The sequence below is a fragment of the Microcystis ichthyoblabe FBCC-A1114 genome, assembly GCF_050500245.1.
GTDB classification, from domain to species: Bacteria; Cyanobacteriota; Cyanobacteriia; order Cyanobacteriales; family Microcystaceae; genus Microcystis; species Microcystis ichthyoblabe_A.
In genome coordinates, this window is the sequence record NZ_CP191408.1 from 3,337,636 (window position 1) to 3,359,312 (window position 21,677).

Below are 21,677 nucleotides of genomic sequence, written 5' to 3' on the forward strand. Positions count from 1 at the left end.
TTTAGTATAGCCTAAGAGCCGCATTATTAATCGGGATACCAAAACATCCCTTTGATACCTTCGGGATCGAGAACAAAACCGAGACGACGATAGAAATCCACCACCTGCGGATCGGCGAAAAGAGTTATATTACTGATGTCCTCACCCCGCAACTTCCTGATCATAAATTTCATTAATGCTTTACCAAAGCCTTTACTTTGATAGTGAGGATGAACAACCACATCCCAGACCGTAGCATTAAAAGCGTGATCGGAAGTGGCACGAGCAAAACCCACTAAACGACGGCGATTACCTCGCACTTCCCACATCGACACCACTAAAAAACTACATTCGATCGCTTTTTTAACCTTGCGTAAAGGACGACGGGCCCAACCTACCGAGTCACAAAGTTCTTCTAACTCATATAGATCTAGCTCTCGATCGGTACTAAAAAATACTCGCGTCTGTCCGAGGTCATTCTGGGCAACCTCTACCAAGTCTCCCGAATAGTCAGGTGATGCAGTGACTTCCGAGCTATTAAATAATCTCTTCCAAAAAACCATGCCGGGGGGCTACTGCCTCAATATTATCCTTTTAGCCTAGTATATTTTATTTTCCCCTCTCTAAGAACAATCGGGCAACCGGAGTCCAAATGTGATTGGGTGAGTACGGAGAGGGTGGGATTTGAACCCACGAACCATTGCTGGTTACTCGATTTCAAGTCGAGCGCGATCGACCACTCTGCCACCTCTCCAAGGCAGCTAGACCTATATCCTATCATTAGATTCCTTGCATAAATCAAAAAATTTTCCGCAAATGAAAGGAAAAGGTGTGCATATTAGACCTCTTGCAGAAATCAAAAATCGTTGTTAGGGTTAGGAGTCAGTAGCCAGTAGTCAGTAGTCAGGAGAATTAAGAATGAATAATAATCAATTAAATGGTCTATTTACAGATTTTTAGCGTTGGCTGAATAAATCTGTTGGTAGAGTCAGTAGCCGGTCGTCAGGAGTCAGTAGCCGGTCGTCAGGAGTCAGGAGATAGGAGTCAGGAGATAGGAGATTATTTTATTTATTCTCCCCACACCCCACACCCCACTTCCCACTTCCCACTTCCCACACCCCACACCCTGTCCCCACGAAAAACTTTTTCAGCAGACCTTGATTATGCAAGAGGTTTACTATCGGGTTAAAGATTAAAATTTCCCCTTTCCCCCTTCCCCGACTTCTGCAAGAGGTCTATTCTAGTACATTAGAAGTGTGATTAGGGGTTTCTGAGCAGGATGTTGGGCGGAGGCCGATAGGCCCGACTACTTCCCCTCACTACCCCCGCCGGGATGACCGACTTATTCCTTTAATTTCTGTAATTTTCGGCTTTCAAAGGGGAAAACTCAAATTAGAATAGGGAGGGGTGCCTTAAAATTGCTGTTTTGGCGTATAATCACCTCAATAAAATTTAGAAGCTCCTAGAGTTGATAGTTTTAAACATTTCTGTGAGGAAAATGTATTTATTATGAGTTCAATTATTGAAATCGGCGACCAAAAAATTAGCGAGTCAGAGGTATTGCCTCTTTTGGCAAAATATGGTATGTTACCCCAGTTAATCCGGGAAGTAATTATCGAACAAGCGATCGCCAATATCACCTGCAATCCCGAAGAAAGAAACGCGGCCTATTCCCGTTTCTATCAAAATAATCAAATTGCCAACGATGAGCAAATGAAATCTTGGTTACAACAAAACGGGATGGATTCCGAGCAACTAGAATATCTAATTCTGCGGGACATTAAATTAGAAAAATTTAAACAGGAGACTTGGGATAACAAAGTAGAATCCTACTTCTTGCAAGTCAAAAGTCAATTGGATAAAGTGGTTTATTCCCTGATTCGGACAAAAAATATCGGCATTGCCCAAGAACTATTTTTCCGGATACAGGATCGAGAAAATAGCTTCGCTGAACTGGCCAAAAAATACTCCCAAGGATCAGAAGCGGAAACCGGAGGACTGCTTGGACCCGTGGAACTGAGCACTCCCCATCCCCAGATCGGGCAAATTCTCAAAGCAAGTAAACCGGGGCAACTGTGGCCACCGACGCAAGTGGGAGAATGGGTCGTGATTGTCCGGTTAGAAAAATATTTATCCTGTGAATTGGACCCTCCCACCCGTCAACGCTTACGGAATGATTTATTCCAACAATGGTTAATGACTCAAATGCAAACAGTGAAATCTATCCCCGAATCAACCCCAGTCAATAGCGAGCAGGTATCGATTACATAGCATTTCCTTGCAAAACTGGGTAAACCCAGTCTTTTCGCTTAATTATTTGTCAACTTAGTCAATTTTCGCCTAGCTAATGAGTTATACCACTTTAGATTTTACCGCCTTTCTGGAGACTGTACAGCCCTTTGATCGCCTGCCCGTAGAGGTTAGACGTTCCCTCGGTCAGAAATTACAACCCTTTCGCTATGAGATGGGCAATGCCATACTCAAGTGCGATCGCTTACCCTCTCACCTCGTTCTTCTCTACGAGGGAGAGGCCAGACTTTTGGGTTACGATGCTAGGGTTAACAATTCGCTGCCGGTTACTTTGGCTAAATTACAGCCCGGGGATTTATTCGGGTGGATGAGTCTTCTGCGCGGTACCCCCTGTGAAACGGTGATCGCTTCTTCGGAAGTCACGATCTGTTTAACCTTAAAAGAAGAGGATTTTTGGTCTTTAATCAATAATTACCCCGAATTTAAGCAATATTTCTTTAAAGAAACCTCGATCGCTGAAGTTTATGCGACCCTAGGCTCCTATCTTAATCAACAGGCCTGGGGTGGGGGAGACCTGAAAGAAATTGCACAGGCTCTTTTAAACAGAGCTTGTGTGTCCTACAACCAGATTAACGATGATTATCTCTGGTTAGTCAGCGAAAATACCGACAATTATCCTATCGGCACAGTCATTACCCAAAATAATCCGACTAACACCCGTTTATTAGGTCTTTTCTCCAATCAGTTAGATGAATTCTTCGACGTAGCTCAGGGCAAGTTCTTGACAGTTGCAGCCGAATCGGCTGCGGAAACAAAAACCGATGATATCTGGGAAACCCAAGTCATTAAGGGAAATAAACCCACCCAGGTATTAGATATCCCTCAAGGAAAAATAAGCGACATCACCAGCGATATCGACCTTGACAAAACTCTCCAGAAAAACCGCAAATCCTATCCCTTTTTCAGGGGAAAAACGGAACTAGAGGCGGTGAGTGCCTGTTTTCAGATGATCTGCAAATATTTTAATATCCCCTTTCGCAAGGACGTGATCCAACGCATACTAGGGGATCAACTGCAAAGAACTGGCAGCCTTTCCCTGCCCCTGTGTGGGGCTGTGGCCGAGGTAGTGGGACTCCATAGTCAATTAGTGCCTTTACCTGCTACTTCCTTGCCCAATATCAACCCTCCTGCCCTAATTCGCTGGCAAGACAGCATCGTTATCCTCTACGAAATTAATCAACGGGAAACCACGATCGCTGTTCCCGAACGGGGGATAATTAAACGCAAAACCAGCGAATTTCTGGAATCTTGGGGCGAAAAAGGGGAAGTAATTCTGCTCAAACCCACCAAACACACCCAGCAACAGCGTTTTGGCCTATCATGGTTTTGGCCTTCTGTCAAGAAACATAAACGAGTCTTAATAGAAGTTTTTATTGCTTCTTTCTTCGTGCAGTTATTTGCCCTGGCCAATCCCTTGATGATTCAGGTGATCATCGATAAAGTGATCGTGCAGAATAGCCCAGAAACTCTGAATACCCTCGGGGTTTTCCTGTTAGTAATTGCCGTTTTTGAGGGAATTTTAACCTTTTTGAGGACATCCCTGTTTGTCGACACCACTAACCGCATCGACATGACCCTCGGTTCAGAAATTATCGATCACCTGCTGCGCTTACCCCTGAAATACTTTGAACGGCGACCTGTGGGGGAAATTTCGACAAGAATCAATGAATTAGAGAATATTCGGCAATTTTTAACGGGTACAGCCCTAACGGTGGTGTTAGATGCCATTTTCTCGGTTATCTACATCGTGGTTATGTTGATCTATAGCCCGATTCTAACCGTTTGGGCCCTGGGAGTCGTACCGATTTTAGTTCTGTCCACAGCTATTTTCGCACCAATCGTGCGGCGACAACTGCGAGCAAAAGCGGAACGAAACGCCGAAACCCAATCCTATCTGGTGGAGGTGATGACGGGAATCCAAACAGTAAAAGCACAGAATATCGAATTGCGTTCCCGTTGGCAGTGGCAAGAACGTTATGCTCGCTATGTGGCCGAAGGTTTTCAAACGGTAATGACCTCAACTTTGGCCGGTTCCTTTAGTCACTTCTTTAACCAATTATCGGGTTTATTAGTGCTGTGGGTGGGAGCAGCCTTAGTTTTAGACGGACAACTCACTCTTGGTCAATTAATTGCCTTCCGGATTATCTCTTCCTACGTTACCTCGCCGATTCTGCGTTTGACCCAACTCTGGCAAAACTTCCAAGAAACCGGCTTATCCCTGGAAAGATTAGCCGATATCGTCGATACTCCCCAAGAAGCGGAACTCGATCGCCAAAACATCCCCATGCCCTTAATTAAAGGCACTGTCACCTACGAAAACCTCGCTTTCCGCTTCAATCCCCACGGTGCCCTGCAACTATACAACATCAATTTAGAATTCCCCGCTGGCACTTTTGTCGCTTTGGTGGGAGAAAGTGGCGCTGGGAAAAGTACCATCACTAAACTATTAGCCCGTCTCTACGAACCAGAATCGGGACGGATTCTCATCGATGGCTATGATATCAACAAAGTGGAACTCTATTCCCTGCGTCGTCAAATCGGCATGGTTCCCCAAGAAACCCTATTATTTGACGGTACGGTACAGGAAAATATCGCCCTGACTAACCCCGATGCGACTGTGGAGGAAATTGTCTCGGCAGCAAAAGCAGCCGCAGCCCACGAATTTATTATGACCCTGCCCAATGGCTATAATACCCGCGTCGGTGAACGGGGGGCATCCCTATCGGGGGGACAACGACAACGGGTTGCGATCGCTCGTTCCGTCCTGCAAAGACCGCAAATTCTCATTCTTGATGAGGCCACCAGCGCCCTCGACTATAACACCGAACGGCAAGTGTTTCTGAATCTCAAGGAAGTTTTCAAGGATCACACGGTCTTCTTTATTACCCATCGTTTAGCTTCGATCAAATCCGCCGATATTATTGTCATGATGGATAAAGGGACAGTAGCGGAGGAAGGCACCCACGAGGAATTAATGGCCAAAAAAGGCCTTTACTATACTCTCTATAAACAACAGGATTCGCAAATCTAGTTAGTCAGTTATCAGTTATCAGTTATCAGTTATCAGTCATCAGTTATCAGTAAACGGTTATCGGTTCACTGATTACTGTTTACTGTTCACTGCTCACTGAAAAAATAAATATAGGAGAATCCCCATGAACAGCAATTCTAATAACGGTCAAAACGGCAAGGGCAATGGTAAAAGCGATGAACTGACCCAAGCGGGTAAAAACGTGGCCACTACCACGAAAAATAAAAGTATTACCCCTTCTTTACCCACTTTCAGCCCACCGGAACAATCGGTGATTCTGAAACAATCGCCCATTTGGTCGCGGACGATTATCTGGACATTAATGAGTGTCACCACTGCCGCTTTAATTTGGTCAGTGTTCGCCAAAATCGAGCAGGTGGTCGGTGCCCAAGGACAACTTAAACCCCAGGGCAAAGTGCAAGAAGTACAAGCACCGGTGAATGGGGTGGTACAGTTCGTTAAAGTTAAAGATGGCGATCGAGTTAACAAAGGGGATGTACTGGTTTTAATGGATTCCAGTGCCTCGCAAGTGCAGTTAGAATCTTTGAAAAAAATTCGCGCCACTGCTGAGAAGGAAAATCAATTCTATCGTCTCTTAATGGCGCAGGATCTGACACCGGCAGCAGTGGAAAGTTCGATCGCTCAATTAAAATTACCGAGTGAAATCGCCGATTTAGCCCGTAATCGTGCCGCTTTGGTAGCAGAAAATCAACTTTATCAAGCACAGGTCAGTGAAGGTGCCTCTAGCTCTGCTCTACAAGGGGAAGAGTTAGCCCGTTTAGAGGTTGCCCAACGAGAGGCCAATTCTCGACAAGCGGCCGCTAGATTGGAAATGGAACAATTAGCAAAACAATTGAACCAAACCAGGGTACAGTTGGCCGATGCCCGCTCCCAATTAATCAATGATCGCTTCGTCTTAGAAGAAATTAAGACTCGTAATGCCAATTCGATGAAACAAGGCCAAGAAGGCTTGGATATCGAGCGTAATATTCTCAAAGATATTGAACCCTTGGGGGATGAAGGAGCGATCGCCCGTTATCAGATTAATAAACAAAAACAATCGGTAACTGATCGCCAGAATGAATTACAGCAGCAAGAGGCTAATGGCAAAATCGATCGAGAAAAACAAGAGCAAGAAGTACAAACCCGCATCGCCGAAATTTCCCGTTTGGAACAGGAAGAAAAGCGTTATTCCCTGTTGATCTCCCAAGCGCGAGAAAGGCTGATTAACACCACAGTAATCACGGAAAAAGATGTGCGTGATAAAATGGCGGATAATTACAAAAGGATTGCTGAAATCGATAGTCAGATCAGTCGCGTTATCATTGATAACAACAAGCGCATTGCTGAGTTAGATAGTCAAATTAGTCAAGCACAACAGACGATTAAATATCAAAAAATTACCGCCCCCATCGATGGTGTGGTCTTTGATCTCAAGGCGCGGCCTGGGTTTGTTCCCCAACCAAGTCAAGCGGAAGCATTGTTAAAAATTGTTCCCGATGGCTGTCCCACCCAGATCAAAGATGCTGCTAAAGGTTGTTTAGTGGCAGAGGTGGACGTGACTAACCAAGACATCGGTTTTGTGCGCGTGGGACAAAAGACCGATATTCGCATTGATTCCTTTTCCTACAGTGAATACGGCGATATTAAGGGAGAAGTAATCTCGATCGGTTCTGATGCTTTACCTCCCGACGAAAATCACCGTTTTTATCGGTTCCCTGTCCGGGTAAGCTTGAGCAGTCAAGAGTTAGTTTTGAAAGATAAATCTACTCTGCCGCTGCAATCGGGGATGTCTGTGAGTGTCAACATCAAAGTCAATGAAAATCGCACGGTTTTGGGACTATTTACCGATATGTTCAATAAACAGGTGGATACTCTCAAACAAGTCCGTTAGGCGAAAAAATTCGGGGGTAGATCCTGCCAACGGCCTGAACCGATCGCGCTAATCGCTTCCGAGAGGTTAACCGCACCGGTATAAAGAGCGCGGCCCACGATTACTCCCGTTACTCCCAAAGGTTCCAAAGACAATAAACTCAGTAAGTCTGTCAGGGAACTAATACCCCCGGAGGCGATGACGGGAATTTCGACAGATTCGGCTAATTCTCGCAAAGCGGCGAGATTCGGGCCAGAAAGGGTGCCATCTCGATGAATATCAGTGTAGATAATCGTGCTGGCTCCTCTTTTTGCCATATCTTGACCGAGTGCGATCGCATCTACTGAGGAAGTTTCTAACCACCCCCTGGTGGCTACTTTACCATCGCGAGCATCAATACCAACAATTATTTGCCCCGGAAAGCTTTGACAAAGTTCGCTGACCAATTCTGGCTTTTCTACGGCTACTGTCCCCAAAATCGCCTTTTCTACCCCGATTTTTAGGAGATTACTCACCGTTTCTAGATCTCGCAGTCCACCCCCCACCTGTACGGGAATGGCAATATCATTAAGAATTGTTTCAATGGTTGACAAATTAACCGATTTACCCTCTTTGGCTCCATCCAAATCGACTAAATGTAATCTGGTTGCCCCCTGATTGACCCATTCTCGCGCCACTATTGCGGGATTATCATTAAAAACCTGCGATTGTTGGTAATCTCCCTGATAAAGTCGCACACATTTGCCATCGAGAATATCAATAGCGGGGATAACTTCCATGTTTTTCTCAATATCTAACTAAGGAGCGTTTTTTATTATATATTACCAGCCTTGTCAGTTATCAGTTATCAGTTATCAGTTATCAGTTTTGAGTCTGAGAGGGGAACAATCCCTCTCAAAGCATTGTCCACAAAGATTTTGAGGCTCTTCAGTTACAAACAGACACATCGCTAAACCTTGTTGGATAAGACTTTTAGACTTTTTTTCCCTCAAAAAGTGCCAGCCATTGCGGGGATCGGGGGGAAAATTCCTGGACTTTTTCCCTGAAAATTAGGTAACTGACTACCTCAAAACTGGTAAAACCCCACACCCCAAACCCCATACCCCACTCCCAGGAAAAGCTTTTTGCCGCAAACCATCTATATTAAGTGTGCATGATCAAATGGCAGTAACAGTGCTGTCTTTTCACTGATTACTGTTTACTGATCACTGATTACTGATTATCGATTCCTAGGGGAAAAAATTCTTCTAGAATGATAAGTACATATACGAGAGGAATTATACTCATGTCTGCTGGGAAGTTTCAAACAGCCGCTTCATTATCCGATCGAGAGCTAGAAATACTCGATTTAGTGGCTAATGGTTTAACTAATCAAGAAATCTCGGAAAAGCTGGAGATTAGTAAGCGTACCGTTGATAATCATATTAGTAATATCTTGACGAAAACAAAAACCGATAATCGGGTGGAATTGGTGCGTTGGGCATTGCATTGGGGTAAAGTTTGTCTTGATGATATTAATTGTTGTATCCTTCCTTCCCCGGCGCTGACCGATGATCAGGTTTCCTAAACTTCTTCGACTTTTGCTTGCGGTTAATATCATCAGTCTGGGGGGATGTAGTGATGCGGGTTTTGTCACCCCTCCCCAACAGCTTTTAGGAAATACTTTAAATACCCCTTCCTCAGAAGATAATCCCCGTTTTAACTACGATGGTCGTTATCTGGTTTTTGCCTCTGATCGCAGGGGTCAACGAACGATTTATTTATTCGATCGAGTGGCTAATCGTTTAGTTCCCCTACCGGGGTTAAATCAAGCAAAAACCTATCAAGATCAGCCAGATATTAGTGCCGATGGTCGTTATATTGTTTATGTGTCGGAACAGTCCGGTAAACCCGATATATATATTTATGATCGACAAACTCTGCAAGCAAAAAATCTCACCGAAAATATCTTAGGAGAAGTGCGTCATCCGACGATTAGTGGTAACGGTCGTTTTATTGCTTTTGAAAGTAATCGTTTCGGTCAATGGAATCTGGAAATATTCGATCGAGGTGGCGAAATTTCTCCTTCTTTACCCCCGATAAATTCTTCCCCGTCCCGATAGTATTGGGAGAGAAGGGAGAAGGGTGCGGGGAACTCACAGGTGTAGGTATTTTACAAACCTGTGAAGAGAAGACAAGGAGGACAAGGAGGGAAAGTGGACAAGGAAGTTTTTAGGCGCAAAGAGCAAAAGTGAGATGAGGAAGTATTAACAGCAAGAGTAGATTTTGTCAGGGACTGTTGTGGAAATAAACCATTTAAAGAAATAGCGGCTCTTCTCATTTCTGTTCAGTATTTTTATCAGCTACTAATTGGGATTTTAAAGTATGATAACCTCTTTTACTACCCAAAAAATCTTTCTGTTTCTTTTGGTGGCGTTCCCTGGGAGTTTCCGTTACATCCATTACCGTTACGACCGGTATCTCTGCTTGATTTAGTAGAGCTTTTTTTCCTTTTAAACGGAAGTTTCCCGATGGTAAAAGCATCCGTCTTTTTGAATTGTTCATCTGGTAAGTTTTGATAATCCATACTTTTGCTAATAAACATAGCAAAAGTATAGATGATTTCCTGACCTAAGATCACATTTTATTCTTTTTTCCACTTCCATCTAAAAATCGAGAAAAAAGAAAAACGCTGCATTATACCATAAAAAAATTATGTAAGAGGTTTATTCTTTGACAATAGAGTTGAATTCCTTGCAGCTTGGCTAAGGAGAATTTGGGTTTAATGGGAAGGAGCAGTAAAGACATAAAACTCATCCGCAGCAAGCGATAAACAAGGATAGTTAAAGTCGTATGTTTTTCGAGACTGAGAAGATAACCATAGATATTATGAGTTAGTCTTAGATAACCATAGCGTCGGGTGATAGAAGATGGTTCATGAATAATTTTAATCTGATTGGTAACAACGACTAAATAGCCTTGATTTGCGTATCTTCGGGAAAAATCAAAGTCTTCGTAGTAGAGAAAGTAATCGGGATCAAAATGGGGACAAGTGGAAAAATTAGAGAAATTAATTAATAAACTGCATCCCGTCACCCAGTCAGGAATAAGATAGGGTTTATTTCCATAGTCTAAGGATTCCTCTACCACGTTAATTGTGCCGATTTTAGCATTAAATTTTCCCCAACCAAACCAGATTTTACCATCCGGTTCGTAAATTTCTGTACCAGCGATGGCAACTTCGGGATATTGCTGAAAAAATTTGCTTGCTTTCTCCAGAGAGTCCGGTAATAAGTAAGCATCGGGATTAACTAACCAAACGATAGCTTCTTTGTCTTGTTGATAAATCCAATCAAGTCCTAGATTACATCCTTTCCCAAATCCTAAATTTTCTCCCGCTTCAATAATCTTGACTCTTTGCGCTGCTAAAGATTGGATATTTTTATCTTCAGTGGAATTGTTAATAATGATGAGAGTAGCAGATAAGTTATCGTTGAGGGAAGCGATTAAACGCTTAATTAATGCCCCGCAATTGTAGTTAACCGTCAATAGATAAATCATTACAGATAAAAGGTAGGAGTCACTGGCAATTAATAATGGTTAGAGAATAGCTTTTCCGTACTAATTACTCTTTTTGGAGAGGACAGAGATTATACTTTTCAATTTTACTGGAAAAGGGTTGACAATTTTGGAAGTCAATCTCTAGATTTTCTTTAGCTAAATCCTTCCCTAGCTCTGGAGATTTGCTATTAAAGTCAGTCATCAGAATATAGAGATTACCCACGGGGGTTTCTGCGATAAACTTTTCAGCATTTTTTCGCATTAAAGTTCCCTCACTAACTCCCATATTTCCTCGCAATCGCACAAAACGAGTCGAAGCGGGAAAATGGGGAACTAGATAACCCGTTCCTTCATCTCCCCACATAACAATCGTGGAATTTTCGTAGGGTTTTAATGCTTGACTATCGATACCAAAGTAATTATCTGACCATCCCATTCTCCACCAGTCTAAGGGTTTGACTGTAGCGGCAATTAAGGCAAAAATAGCGATTGAGATTATAAAAACTGTCCTTTTATGAGGATAAAGATAGGCAATGATCAGGATAATTAAAACTGGTGTAATTAACTCTAAAACTATCAAGTAACGATAGATAGAAAAACCCTTTAACCAGATCAGATAGGCACTACAATAAAAAGGTAATAGAAATCCGAGAATGGGTACATGGACTAAATTATTTTTTTGCTCTAGAGAACGGCGAGAGGTGTACTGATAAATAATCACTCCCAGAAGAATGACAATTAAAAGATAGGCAATGGCAAAACGAGTCTCTTTAAATTTTACCTCAGCCACTAGGGTTTGTTCCTGCACAAAATAAAAGGGATAAAATAAAAATTGCCAAACATCTTTCGGTAAAAACCGGGTATCTTGCAGGTTAAAATCTGTTTCGATGTAGGGAGATTGAAAAATTTTGTTGAAAAAGGGAAAAAGGGGATTAGCAAAATTAGTCCACATCAGGATTATCCAATAACCCATCGTCAGGGAAAAACCCACAGCCATAGAGAGAATTAAAGTCAGAAGATTACGCAGCTTTTCTTTGATGGTATTGGTTAAAAAACTAATCGCCACGATTAAACTGATACTATACAGTGCCGTGGTCAATTTTAGTCCCGTTGCTAGTCCTAAAAGCAATCCTGCGAAAATTATCGTTTTAAGCTTAACTGGTTGATTACGACCAAGACAAGCGATAATCAAAAATAATCCTGCCAAAACAAAAACACTGCTGGTACTATCTCCGATACTGGTTCCTAATTCGGAAATATAGGCTGCGCCAAAAATACTGGTAATCGCTGCCGCTATGCTTAAAGTTATCTTGTATCTTTCGCAAACCTTATCAAAGGAGTGATAAGTGATTAAATGAACTAACCACTGATTTAAACCGTGAAATCCTCCCAAGAAAAACCCAACCACCACCGGAGGTAGTTTTAGGTAATAGATAGCAACAAAAAAAGGAACATCCATCAAAGGATTAAAGAAAGTTTGTATCTGTGCTGGGAGGACATCATACTTAAAACGTCCCGTTAATAACATATAGGGATTATAAAAATGATAATTGCGTAAATCCCAGCTAACATCTTGACCTAAGATAACTGATAAAATCCCTAGTCCGATAAAATAAACTACTGCCCAGAGGAGGGGATGAGTCAGGTTGAACCGTTTTAATAATGTCATAACTTAATCAATAATTCTGGTGAATTTGACGAGAAAACTAACCCGTTTTTGTGCCATTAGACTAATTAGTAGCTCTGGGACGAGTCGGACTTTTAGCTGATAGCTTTTTACTTGATATACCATGTTTGGCTAACAAATACAAACGGAAACTTTTAACTCCCAAAAACGTCCTTAGGCGAGTTGACCAAATTTTGATATACTAAGGTGATAAAGTTGCCCACCATACTGACTCGATCGCCCATGAAGTCCGAAAAAGGGTTAATCTCGGTCAAGCAAGCTTATCTAAAAATTCTATCGGTCATCCTAGTTCTGGCGATAATTGGTTTATCGGTAGTCGGAAACTATGGTATCACTTGGGACGAACCGATCGAAGTGGATATGGTCAATCATAATCTCGAATATATCCGAGAAAACAAGCCCATATCAGAAATGTCCCGTCATTACGGCTTTTATTTTAACTACATCTCCCAGCTCATCTACGAGAGCAAAGAAAAATTTTTCCCTGCTACCCCCAATCTTCCTCCCAATCCCACTGATAAGGATAAATGGCTATCGAGGATCTGGCAAATAACCCGGGTTAAGCACGTCGTCACCTTTCTTTTTTCCCTGATTGCCTATCTATCGGTGGTGGGAATCGTCGCTATCCTAGCAGGAATCGAATCCGCTTGGTTAGGTGCGCTAATTTTAGCCCTATTTCCCGCTTTTTGGGGTCATACCTTCTTTAATCCCAAAGATATTCCCTTTGCAGCCATGTTTACCCTCGGAACCTTCGCTGGTTCCCTATTACTAGATAAATATTTTCAGTCCGAAAATAAGGCTATTAAACTAGGATTTAACCGTTTAACCGTTTATTCTTGCCTCTACGGGATTCTCGCTGGTTTAATCACCGGAATTCGCATCGGTGGCTTTTTTATCCTCTTTTATCTCATCTTCGCCCATCTAGTGGCCCGTTGGGATATCAAAACCCTCCCAAAAACCGTCTGGCGTTTTCTGCCCCTATACGCAGTTATTATACTTTTTTGGGCAATAACCACCTATATAGTCTATCCTGCTGCTTGGAGAAACCCGATTACTTGGTTTATCGAAGCGATAACCCTCATGTCGAAGTATAACATCTGGGATAATACGGTTCTCTTTGACGGTCAAAATATCCCCGGTCGTTCCTTGCCTTGGTACTATCTACCCCGGCTATTTTCCCTCACCACCCCCGTCCTCCTGCAAATCGCCGTCCTATTGGGTGTAATGGGGATTTTGACAAAAATGACCAAATTAACGCCAAGCCAGCGTGCTTGCGCCATAATCACCCTACTGCAAGCGTTTTTACTGCCCACCTTTGCTATCCTGCGTCAATCCACTCTCTACGACGGCATCCGTCACTTTTTATTTGTCATTCCCGCCCTAGCAGCGATCGCATCTACGGCCATTATTTGGACATATCATAAACTCAAGCGAAAGTCAATAAAAATCTTTCTAACGACCCTGCTAATCCTCAACTTTAGCGTCATTGTCTATGACATGATCAGTCTGCATCCCTACGAATACACCTACTATAATCGCGCCTACGGAGGCTTAAAAGCGGCCCAAGGTCAACAGGAAACCGATTACTGGGGATTAAGTCTCAAGGAGGGGATGGAATGGCTTAATCAAAATGCCGCCGCTAACTCTACCATTGTGGTTGCCGGTCCGATATTTGCGGCGGAAATGGTAGAGAATCACCAACGAAACTTTACGATAATCTATCGAGATGACTTTGCTTGGGGAAAAGCTCCCGAACCCGATTATTACATGGGTTTATCCCGATACGATTATTTCCAAGCTTTCCCCCATTGTCCCATTGTTCACGCCGTCCAACGCCAAGACACCCCCCTAACCATCATTAAACGTTGTCCTCAGCTATGATCGAAATGACCGCTATTCCGCCGATTTCCTTGCAAAACTACCGTATCGCTGCGATTATTCCCTGTCACAACGAAGAACTAACGATTGCTAAAGTTGTCTCCCAATTCCAAACTTTTCTGCCAGAAGCGGCAATTTATGTTTATAACAACCGCTCTAGCGATGATACCGTGACCGAGGCCCTGAAAGCGGGGGCGATCGTGCGTCAGGAAACCCAACCGGGAAAAGGCAATGTTGTCCGGCGGATGTTTGCCGATATCGAAGCGGATATCTATGTTCTCATCGATGGTGATGATACCTACGAAATTGCGGCAGTACGACGCTTAATTGAACGAATGCTGCGGGAACAATTGGATATGGTGGTCGGTGCGCGTCGGGAAGCGGTAAAATCCTCCCAGGCTTATCGCCGGGGTCATCGCGCTGGTAATCTATTTTTAACAGGATTCGTTAAATTTCTGTTTGGAGCGCGTTTAATCGATATGCTCTCCGGTTATCGCATCTTTTCTCGTCGTTTCGTCAAATCTTTTCCCGCTTTATCCAATGGTTTCGAGATTGAAACCGAGTTAACTATCCACGCTTTAGAATTAAAAATTCCCTTCGCTGAAGAACCAACCCTCTACGGGGAACGTCCCGAGGGTTCCCAAAGTAAGTTAAAAACCTTTCAAGATGGCTGGCGGGTATTGGGAACCGCTATTCTACTTTTTAAAGAAATTCGTCCTTTTCTCTTTTTTAGCCTTGTCTCGCTGATTTTGGCGGTTATTTCCCTCCTCTTAGCGATTCCCGTCCTGTTTGAATACCTCGAAACCGGCTTAGTGCCACGTTTTCCCACCGCTATTTTATCGGCCTCGATCATGCTTTTAGCCTTTTTAGGTTTGACCTCTGGCATGATCCTCGATTCCGTCTCCCGGGGACGAAAAGAGATGAAACGAATGGCTTATCTAGCTAACAGTTGGCTGAAAGCTTAGGGAAAAAAGCTCCCTAAACATACAAGTCTAGGTCACATCTCCAGTTAAACCGTCTCTAACCGTTGCAGCACGGAGGAGGGTTTTTTGTCAATAAATTCCGCCGGCGGAATTTGATATTTAATCAGATTGGCTAATTCCTGTAGTTGGCTGATGGCTTCCGCGCCTTCGAGTTTCATTAACTCTCGATCATCGCGCATTTCTGTCCAGGTGATGCCGTAATCGGACACGAGAAACCGAATTAGATGGGTTTCACCCAATCCCACCATAAAAGATGCGCTATTCATTTGACCGCCACAGGTGTAGCAAGATACTAGATAACCTTGATTTTCTAAGGCGATCGCTAAAGCCTGTAAATCCATGACTAAGTCTTTGACCAGTTGGCGATGCTGTTCTGCAAGTCGTTTAAACACAATTTTCCTCCTGATAACACTCCTCAAGTATAAAACCTTAACACTTTTTTAAGATTCTTTTCTGAGAAAATAGGGTACGTGAACTAAGTTTTCTTACGGATGGTAAGTAACAAAATGTAAAGAACCCTAAATCTAGGGTAGCGTAAATTTCTGAGATAGCTAAGTATATATAACTACAGAGCCACCAGTTTATCTATCTTTCCACCCCCTCGATCCCAACTATTCCCATCATGCCTATTTTTAAAGTTTATGATCCAGTTTCGACAAAAAAGTTCGTAAATCTATATTGACAATTACATAAACCTATGCTTCTATGCCGGATGCGGAGGGGTGTGGGGTGTGGGGTGTGGGGTGTGGGGTGTAGGGTGTGGGGAGAATAAATAAAAATAATCTCCTGTCTCCTGACTCCTGATCACTGATCACTGATTGCTGATAAGATTGTTACGAAAATATAAACACGAAATTCTATAGTTAGCCATGACCCAAAACGGAAGCTCGAAGTCGATCGTTGTCTCTCCCTCGATCCTATCGGCGGATTTTAGTAAATTAGGAGCCGATATCGAGGCTGTGGATAAGGCAGGAGCCGATTGGATTCACGTTGATGTGATGGATGGTCGTTTTGTCCCGAATATCACCATTGGACCCCTGATTGTCTCCGCTATTCGTCCCTATACGAAAAAACCTTTAGATGTGCATTTAATGATCGTGGAACCAGAAAAATATGTGGCTGACTTTGCGAAAGCGGGTGCTGACATTATTTCTGTTCACGCTGAACATAATGCTTCTCCCCACCTCCATCGTACTCTTTGCCAAATTCGCGAACTCGGTAAACAAGCGGGTGTGGTGTTAAATCCCTCCACTCCCTTAGATTTAATCGAATATGTGCTGCATTTGTGCGATTTAGTCCTAATTATGAGCGTTAACCCCGGTTTTGGTGGCCAGAGTTTTATCCCGGAAGTTGTCCCCAAAATCCGTCAATTACGTCAAATCTGCGATGAAAAAGGCTTGGATCCCTGGATTGAAGTGGATGGCGGCTTAAAACCAGCTAATACTTGGCAAGTTCTCGAAGCGGGTGCTAATGCGATCGTAGCAGGTTCGGCGGTATTTAATGCCCCTGATTACGCAGCAGCGATCGAAGGTATCCGTAACAGCAAACGTCCCCAACCTCAATTAGCCACCGTTTAATTGTCGCAGGGGTGGGTTAGCTGTTGATTAATTATCTTGCTATTCGCACTAACCCACTCTGCTGATTTGTTCTAAAACCTGCCGCCATAAACCCGAATTAGAGACGGCTAAAACTTCGCTAGAATCAGCTTGTAGGGGATTACCAGACCAATCGCTAATTATTCCGCCCGCACCTTCAATAATCGGGATTAAAGCACAAAAATCGTAGTATTTCAGGTCTGATTCTAGGATTACCATCGGCATGGCAGTGCAGCCAGTGGCTAACATCATATAGTTATAACAATCACCCCCAAAAGCGGTACGTTTGCAGACGGTTTGCAGCTGACGAGCGATCGCTTGTTGTCGTTCTGTGATAAACATTAAGGGAGTGGTGGAGGCTAAACAAGCATTTTTTAAGGCAAGTTCTTGATCTTGACAGTAGGGATTAACAATCATCTGGTTATTATAAAGACTCCCTTTTCCCTTCACTCCTAACCAGCGATCGCCTAAAATCGGTTGATCGACAATTCCTAAAATCGGTTGATTTTCTGCCACTAGGCCGATTAAAGTCCCAAAAATCGGCAATCCCTTGACAAAAGAGGATGTGCCATCGATCGGATCCAATACCCAATAACGACCACTTTGGGAGGGAATATTGGCTCCTTCTTCCCTAATAACCCCATCTTCAGGCAATTCTCGCTGAATAATCGCCACCATCGCCTCCTCAGCTTCTTGATCGGCGATTGTTACTATTGAGGAAACTTGATCGAGTTTTGTTTCGGTTTCTAGATGAGGCTGCCGAAAATAGCGCCGGATAATCTCTCCAGACGCGTCCGCTAATTGATGAGCTAGTTGGATAGTGCGATCAATATTCATCAATAAAAGTTATCCATACAGGAAAACAATAATATTTATTTATGGGAAAGGGAAGTGGGGAAGTGGGGAAGTGGGGAGATGGGGGATTTAGCGGAAATTTCCCGATCACCCTAAATCCCTATTGCCTCTTGGATAGTGCGATCAATATTCATCAATAAAAGTTATCCATACAGGAAAACAATAATATTTATTTATGGGAAAGGGAAGTGGGGAAGTGGGGAAGTGGGGAGATGGGGGATTTAGCGGAAATTTCCCGATCACCCTAAATCCCTATTGCCGCGTCGAAGCTAGAACTATCAGTGGGTAACAGTTTGATTTTGACTCCATAATTAAATTAGTCAACGATCGACTCAATCTCAAGACGAGAAAAAATTAATCTATTTAGGAGTTTAGCTGATGACGGCTTTTACGGAAAATGACCTAAAAAGGTTAGAAAATCTGATTATCAATGGACAAAAAGCGATCGAAACTCGTTTAACCTCTCTGGAGAGTGGACAAAAAGCGATCGAAACTCGTTTAACCTCTCTGGAGAGTGGACAAAAAGCGATCGAAACTCGTTTAACCTCTCTGGAGAGTGGACAAAAAGCGATCGAGAATAGCGTCGGAGAGATCAAAAGAGAAATTCAGGTCTTAGAGATAGGACAGACGGAAATTAAGGGAGAAATCAGGACTTTAGACGCAAAAATCACCGGTTTAAATGAAAGAGTGCAACTCATCGAGGCATCCGTGGGAAAAATTCCCGATTTAGCCGAAAAAATTGGGGAGGTAAAAAACTGGAAACAGATCGGTATATCGATTGTGACTGCTTTTGTGGGTGGGGTAATTGGTTGGTTAATTCGGGGAAAATAAAACTAGGCAATGTAACATAGTATTAAGCATTTGTATATTTTTATTAATTTTTATGGAACAGACAGCTTTAAATCTGATCGCGATTACCGTTTTTTCGATCACTCTTTCCGTATTTGTCACCCCTTTGCTGTCTATTTCGCCTTTTGTCCCCGCTTTGGCTACTTTTAGCCTCTTGGGATTAGTTACCGTTGATACTCTCACCTTTAATAACCGGGGCGTGACTTTACTACTGGATGCTCTTTCTCCTAGTAAACACCGTCAAAGAGTTATTCACCACGAAGCCGGACATTTTCTCACCGCTTATATTTTAGGCATTCCGATCGCCAGTTATAGTTTGACCGCTTGGGAAGCCTTTCGTCAAGGCCAGGAGGGAGTCGGCGGTGTTCAATTTGAACTAGCAGATTTAGAGCAAAAAGTCAAGAACTTTACCGATTTTCCTGCTTTTTTAGAGAGAATTTCTACGGTGTGGATGGCGGGAATTGCTGCCGAAACCTTAGTTTATGGTAAAGCGGAGGGGGGAGAAAGCGATCGATTTTATCTGCAATCGGCCTTAAAATTAGCGGGGGTTCCTGAGAATAATTATGCCCAAAAAGAGCGCTGGAGTTTATTACAGGCAAAAACTCTTTTAGAAAAACAACAGACTGCCTATCAAGCTTTAGTGATAGCTATGGAAAAAAGGACCAGTGTGGAAGAATGCTGTCGAGTGATTAGTGAAAGTTTAGTATAACGGGAAAAGTAATCAGGGATAGATTTGATAATTTCCCCGTTAAATTATTTATGAATAATCAGAGCATTCAATCCGATCAGCGATTAGCTTTAATTGTGCGCGGAGCAGTACAAGGGGTCGGTTTTCGTCCTTTTGTTTATCGATTAGCAACGGAATTAAACCTAACTGGTTGGGTGAATAATACAGCAGCGGGAGTTTTTATTGAAGTTGAGGGCAATCGAGACAAACTAGAAACTTTTTTGAATCGATTATCTTTAGAAAAACCACCTCGATCGCTAATTGAAAATATTGAGACTCAATGGTTAAATCCTATCGGTTATCAAAACTTTAGCATACGTCATAGCAGCGGCGGTGAAAAAAATACAATTGTTCTGCCCGATTTAGCCACTTGTCCCGATTGTTTAGCCGATATTTTTGACCCGAATAATCGTCGTTATCGCTATCCTTTTACTAACTGCACTAACTGCGGTCCTCGCTACAGTATTATCGAGAGTTTACCCTATGATCGCAGTGGCACAACTATGAGGGGTTTTAATCAGTGTCCCGAATGTCAAAGGGAATACGAAAACCCTCTGGATCGCCGTTTTCATGCCCAACCAAATGCCTGTCCTCGTTGCGGACCCCAAATCAGTCTTTTAGACAGTCAAGGAACTGTATTAGCGGAAAAAGATCAGGCTTTAATCGCCACTGCTAGAGCAATTCAACAGGGAAAAATTATAGCGATCAAAGGATTAGGAGGATTTCACCTAGTTGTCGATGCAAGAAATACGGAAGCAGTGCAAAAATTGCGACAACGTAAACAGCGACTGGATAAACCTTTTGCCGTGATGTATCCTAATCTTGAGTTAGTGAAAAAGCATGGTTATGTATCTTCTTTAGAATCGCAATTATTGCAGTCTCCTGCTGCGGCAATCGTCCTGATCAAACAAAGAAAAAATTATCTTTCTGCTGCCGTTTCTCCGGGTAATCCCTATCTAGGAGTCATGTTACCCTATACTCCCCTACATCATCTTTTATTAGCAGAATTAGGCTTTCCTATTGTAGCAACCAGTGGTAATCTAGCCGATGAACCTATCTGTATTGAGGAAAAAGAAGCTTTAGAAAAATTAGGAACTATCGCCGATTTATTTCTAGTTCATAATCGTCCCATAGTTCGACCAGTGGATGACTCTATTATCAGGGAAATGGCGGGAAAAGCGATGATTTTGCGGCGAGCGCGGGGATATGCTCCCTTTCCCGTTAAAGTTAATGAGGGAGATTTCCCCCCGATTCTGGCCGTGGGAAGTTATTTTAAAAATACCGTGGCTATCTACCAAAAAAATCAAGTTTTTATTAGTCAACATATCGGCGATTTAGATACAGTTAATGCTGTTAATCATTTTGAAAATATCCTCGATAGTTTAAAAAATTTATACGAGTTTGCACCCGAAGTTATTGCCTGTGATGCCCATCCTGAATATCTAGCAACCAAGTACGCTTATAGTTTAAATTTACCCGTTATTCCCATTCAACACCATTACGCTCACGTTTTATCCTGCATGGCAGAACATCAGCTACAACCTCCAGTTTTAGGGGTTGCTTGGGATGGAACAGGATACGGTTTAGACGGCACAATTTGGGGGGGAGAATTTATCCATATTGCTGCCGATTCTTGGCAGCGAGTCGCCCATTTTAAACCCTGGCCATTACCCGGAGGAGAAAAAGCGGTTAAAGAACCCAGACGAGTGGCTTTAGGATTACTAGAAGTTATGGAAAATACTGATAGGATAAAATCAGCTTTTAGTGAACAGGAATGGTCGATTTTTAGGCAAATGTTAACAAAAAAAATTAATTGTCCTTTAACTTCTAGTGTCGGGCGTTTGTTTGATGGTGTGGCGGCGATTCTAGGTTTATGTTATCAATTAAGTTTTGAGGGACAGGCAGCAATGCAGTTAGAATTTGCCCTTGATGGCATTAAAACGGAAGAGTATTATCATTTTTCTTTATCCTCCGACTCCCCCATAGTTATTGATTGGAATCAGATAATTTTAGGAGTTGTTGAAGATTTAGAAAAACAAGTACAAATCGGCATAATTGCCGCTAAATTTCATAATAGTTTAAGTGAGATTATTGTAGAAATTGCTCAGAAAATAGGCAGAGAAAAAATTCTCCTGACGGGAGGCTGTTTTCAAAATCGTTATCTGACGGAAAGAACAATTAATCGCTTACAAGCTTCGGGATTTCAACCCTACTGGCAGCAAACAGTTCCCACTAATGATGGTGGTATTAGCCTTGGTCAAATTATCGGAGCTTTTTCTCAACTTAAACAGTTCTAGAATAGCCGACAATCTACCTTTTTATTAGGTTATGTCAGCAGCGTTAAAGATAAACCACAGAGACACAAAGAAC

The 21,677-nt window shown here is 42.7% G+C and carries 18 protein-coding genes, 1 tRNA gene and 1 pseudogene; 12 read left to right on the top strand and 8 right to left on the bottom strand.

The window, feature by feature from the left end; translation table 11 throughout:
- Positions 1–26: 26 nt before the first annotated feature.
- Positions 27–542, bottom strand: coding sequence for a GNAT family N-acetyltransferase (locus ACQY1Y_RS16160; RefSeq protein WP_002736326.1), 516 nt, complete (start codon positions 540–542; stop codon positions 27–29).
- A 106-nt stretch (positions 543–648) separates the two neighbouring features.
- Positions 649–733 (bottom strand) — tRNA-Ser (locus tag ACQY1Y_RS16165).
- A 225-nt stretch (positions 734–958) separates the two neighbouring features.
- On the opposite strand from ACQY1Y_RS16165, the gene ACQY1Y_RS16170 reads away from it, so the two are divergent.
- From ACQY1Y_RS16170 to ACQY1Y_RS16185, 4 genes are all read left to right on the top strand, one after another.
- Positions 959–1,168: a hypothetical protein gene (locus ACQY1Y_RS16170; RefSeq protein ID WP_430013134.1), complete on the top strand. Its 210-nt coding sequence runs from the start codon at positions 959–961 to the stop codon at positions 1,166–1,168.
- Between the two features lie 320 nt (positions 1,169–1,488).
- A complete protein-coding gene (locus ACQY1Y_RS16175; RefSeq protein ID WP_002752328.1) occupies positions 1,489–2,250 on the top strand; it encodes a peptidylprolyl isomerase in 762 nt (253 codons plus the stop codon).
- Between the two features lie 76 nt (positions 2,251–2,326).
- Positions 2,327–5,320 carry a peptidase domain-containing ABC transporter gene (locus ACQY1Y_RS16180; protein WP_430013135.1) on the top strand — a complete coding sequence of 998 codons (2,994 nt, stop codon included), beginning with the start codon at positions 2,327–2,329 and terminating at the stop codon, positions 5,318–5,320.
- A 124-nt stretch (positions 5,321–5,444) separates the two neighbouring features.
- Positions 5,445–7,214, top strand: coding sequence for an HlyD family efflux transporter periplasmic adaptor subunit (locus ACQY1Y_RS16185; RefSeq protein ID WP_430013136.1), 1,770 nt, complete (start codon positions 5,445–5,447; stop codon positions 7,212–7,214).
- Here the strand turns inward: ACQY1Y_RS16185 and hisA are convergent.
- The gene (hisA, locus tag ACQY1Y_RS16190; RefSeq protein ID WP_002736165.1) at positions 7,211–7,972 is read right to left on the bottom strand and encodes a 1-(5-phosphoribosyl)-5-[(5-phosphoribosylamino)methylideneamino]imidazole-4-carboxamide isomerase; all 762 of its coding nucleotides are present in this window, start codon (positions 7,970–7,972) and stop codon (positions 7,211–7,213) included. The two genes, ACQY1Y_RS16185 and hisA, sit on opposite strands and share 4 nt — an antisense overlap.
- 506 nt (positions 7,973–8,478) lie before the next feature.
- On the opposite strand from hisA, the gene ACQY1Y_RS16195 reads away from it, so the two are divergent.
- Together ACQY1Y_RS16195 and ACQY1Y_RS16200 are read left to right on the top strand one after the other, a co-directional pair.
- Complete coding sequence (locus tag ACQY1Y_RS16195; protein WP_002737431.1) at positions 8,479–8,760, top strand: helix-turn-helix domain-containing protein; 282 nt, start codon at positions 8,479–8,481, stop codon at positions 8,758–8,760.
- Positions 8,744–9,295 carry a TolB family protein gene (locus tag ACQY1Y_RS16200; protein WP_002774341.1) on the top strand — a complete coding sequence of 184 codons (552 nt, stop codon included), beginning with the start codon at positions 8,744–8,746 and terminating at the stop codon, positions 9,293–9,295. Before ACQY1Y_RS16195 ends, ACQY1Y_RS16200 begins: the two co-directional genes overlap by 17 nt.
- Before the next feature lie 220 nt (positions 9,296–9,515).
- Here the strand turns inward: ACQY1Y_RS16200 and ACQY1Y_RS16205 are convergent.
- From ACQY1Y_RS16205 to ACQY1Y_RS16215, 3 genes and pseudogenes are all read right to left on the bottom strand, one after another.
- Positions 9,516–9,731, bottom strand: a pseudogene (locus ACQY1Y_RS16205) (IS5/IS1182 family transposase); the annotation flags it as partial.
- Between the two features lie 138 nt (positions 9,732–9,869).
- A complete protein-coding gene (locus tag ACQY1Y_RS16210; protein ID WP_002774343.1) occupies positions 9,870–10,733 on the bottom strand; it encodes a glycosyltransferase in 864 nt (287 codons plus the stop codon).
- Positions 10,734–10,797: 64 nt separating this feature from the next.
- Positions 10,798–12,402: a glycosyltransferase 87 family protein gene (locus tag ACQY1Y_RS16215; RefSeq protein ID WP_002774344.1), complete on the bottom strand. Its 1,605-nt coding sequence runs from the start codon at positions 12,400–12,402 to the stop codon at positions 10,798–10,800.
- A gap of 240 nt (positions 12,403–12,642) precedes the next feature.
- Here ACQY1Y_RS16215 and ACQY1Y_RS16220 point away from each other — a divergent pair, with 240 nt between their 5' ends.
- Together ACQY1Y_RS16220 and ACQY1Y_RS16225 are read left to right on the top strand one after the other, a co-directional pair.
- Entirely contained in the window at positions 12,643–14,301 is a 1,659-nt protein-coding gene (locus ACQY1Y_RS16220) for a hypothetical protein (RefSeq protein WP_430013137.1), read from the top strand.
- Complete coding sequence (locus tag ACQY1Y_RS16225; RefSeq protein WP_430013138.1) at positions 14,298–15,263, top strand: glycosyltransferase family 2 protein; 966 nt, start codon at positions 14,298–14,300, stop codon at positions 15,261–15,263. The genes ACQY1Y_RS16220 and ACQY1Y_RS16225 overlap by 4 nt, the downstream gene beginning before the upstream one ends.
- 44 nt (positions 15,264–15,307) lie before the next feature.
- Here ACQY1Y_RS16225 and ACQY1Y_RS16230 read toward each other — a convergent pair whose 3' ends face one another.
- Positions 15,308–15,673, bottom strand: coding sequence for a DUF1815 family protein (locus tag ACQY1Y_RS16230; RefSeq protein ID WP_002754785.1), 366 nt, complete (start codon positions 15,671–15,673; stop codon positions 15,308–15,310).
- Between the two features lie 477 nt (positions 15,674–16,150).
- On the opposite strand from ACQY1Y_RS16230, the gene rpe reads away from it, so the two are divergent.
- Positions 16,151–16,858, top strand: a complete 708-nt coding sequence (gene rpe / locus ACQY1Y_RS16235) for a ribulose-phosphate 3-epimerase (protein WP_002736739.1) — start codon at positions 16,151–16,153, stop codon at positions 16,856–16,858.
- A gap of 48 nt (positions 16,859–16,906) precedes the next feature.
- Here the strand turns inward: rpe and hisN are convergent, their stop codons facing one another.
- Positions 16,907–17,713 (bottom strand): histidinol-phosphatase, encoded by an 807-nt coding sequence (hisN, locus tag ACQY1Y_RS16240; RefSeq protein ID WP_430013139.1) that lies wholly within the window; start codon positions 17,711–17,713, stop codon positions 16,907–16,909.
- Positions 17,714–18,109: 396 nt separating this feature from the next.
- Here hisN and ACQY1Y_RS16245 point away from each other — a divergent pair, with 396 nt between their 5' ends.
- The 3 genes from ACQY1Y_RS16245 to hypF are packed head-to-tail and all read left to right on the top strand — an operon-like array spanning position 18,110 to position 21,604.
- Positions 18,110–18,562: a hypothetical protein gene (locus tag ACQY1Y_RS16245; protein WP_430013140.1), complete on the top strand. Its 453-nt coding sequence runs from the start codon at positions 18,110–18,112 to the stop codon at positions 18,560–18,562.
- A 52-nt stretch (positions 18,563–18,614) separates the two neighbouring features.
- Positions 18,615–19,289 carry an ATP-dependent Zn protease gene (locus ACQY1Y_RS16250; RefSeq protein ID WP_430013141.1) on the top strand — a complete coding sequence of 225 codons (675 nt, stop codon included), beginning with the start codon at positions 18,615–18,617 and terminating at the stop codon, positions 19,287–19,289.
- Between the two features lie 50 nt (positions 19,290–19,339).
- Complete coding sequence (gene hypF, locus ACQY1Y_RS16255; protein ID WP_430013142.1) at positions 19,340–21,604, top strand: carbamoyltransferase HypF; 2,265 nt, start codon at positions 19,340–19,342, stop codon at positions 21,602–21,604.
- Positions 21,605–21,677 lie beyond the last annotated feature (73 nt).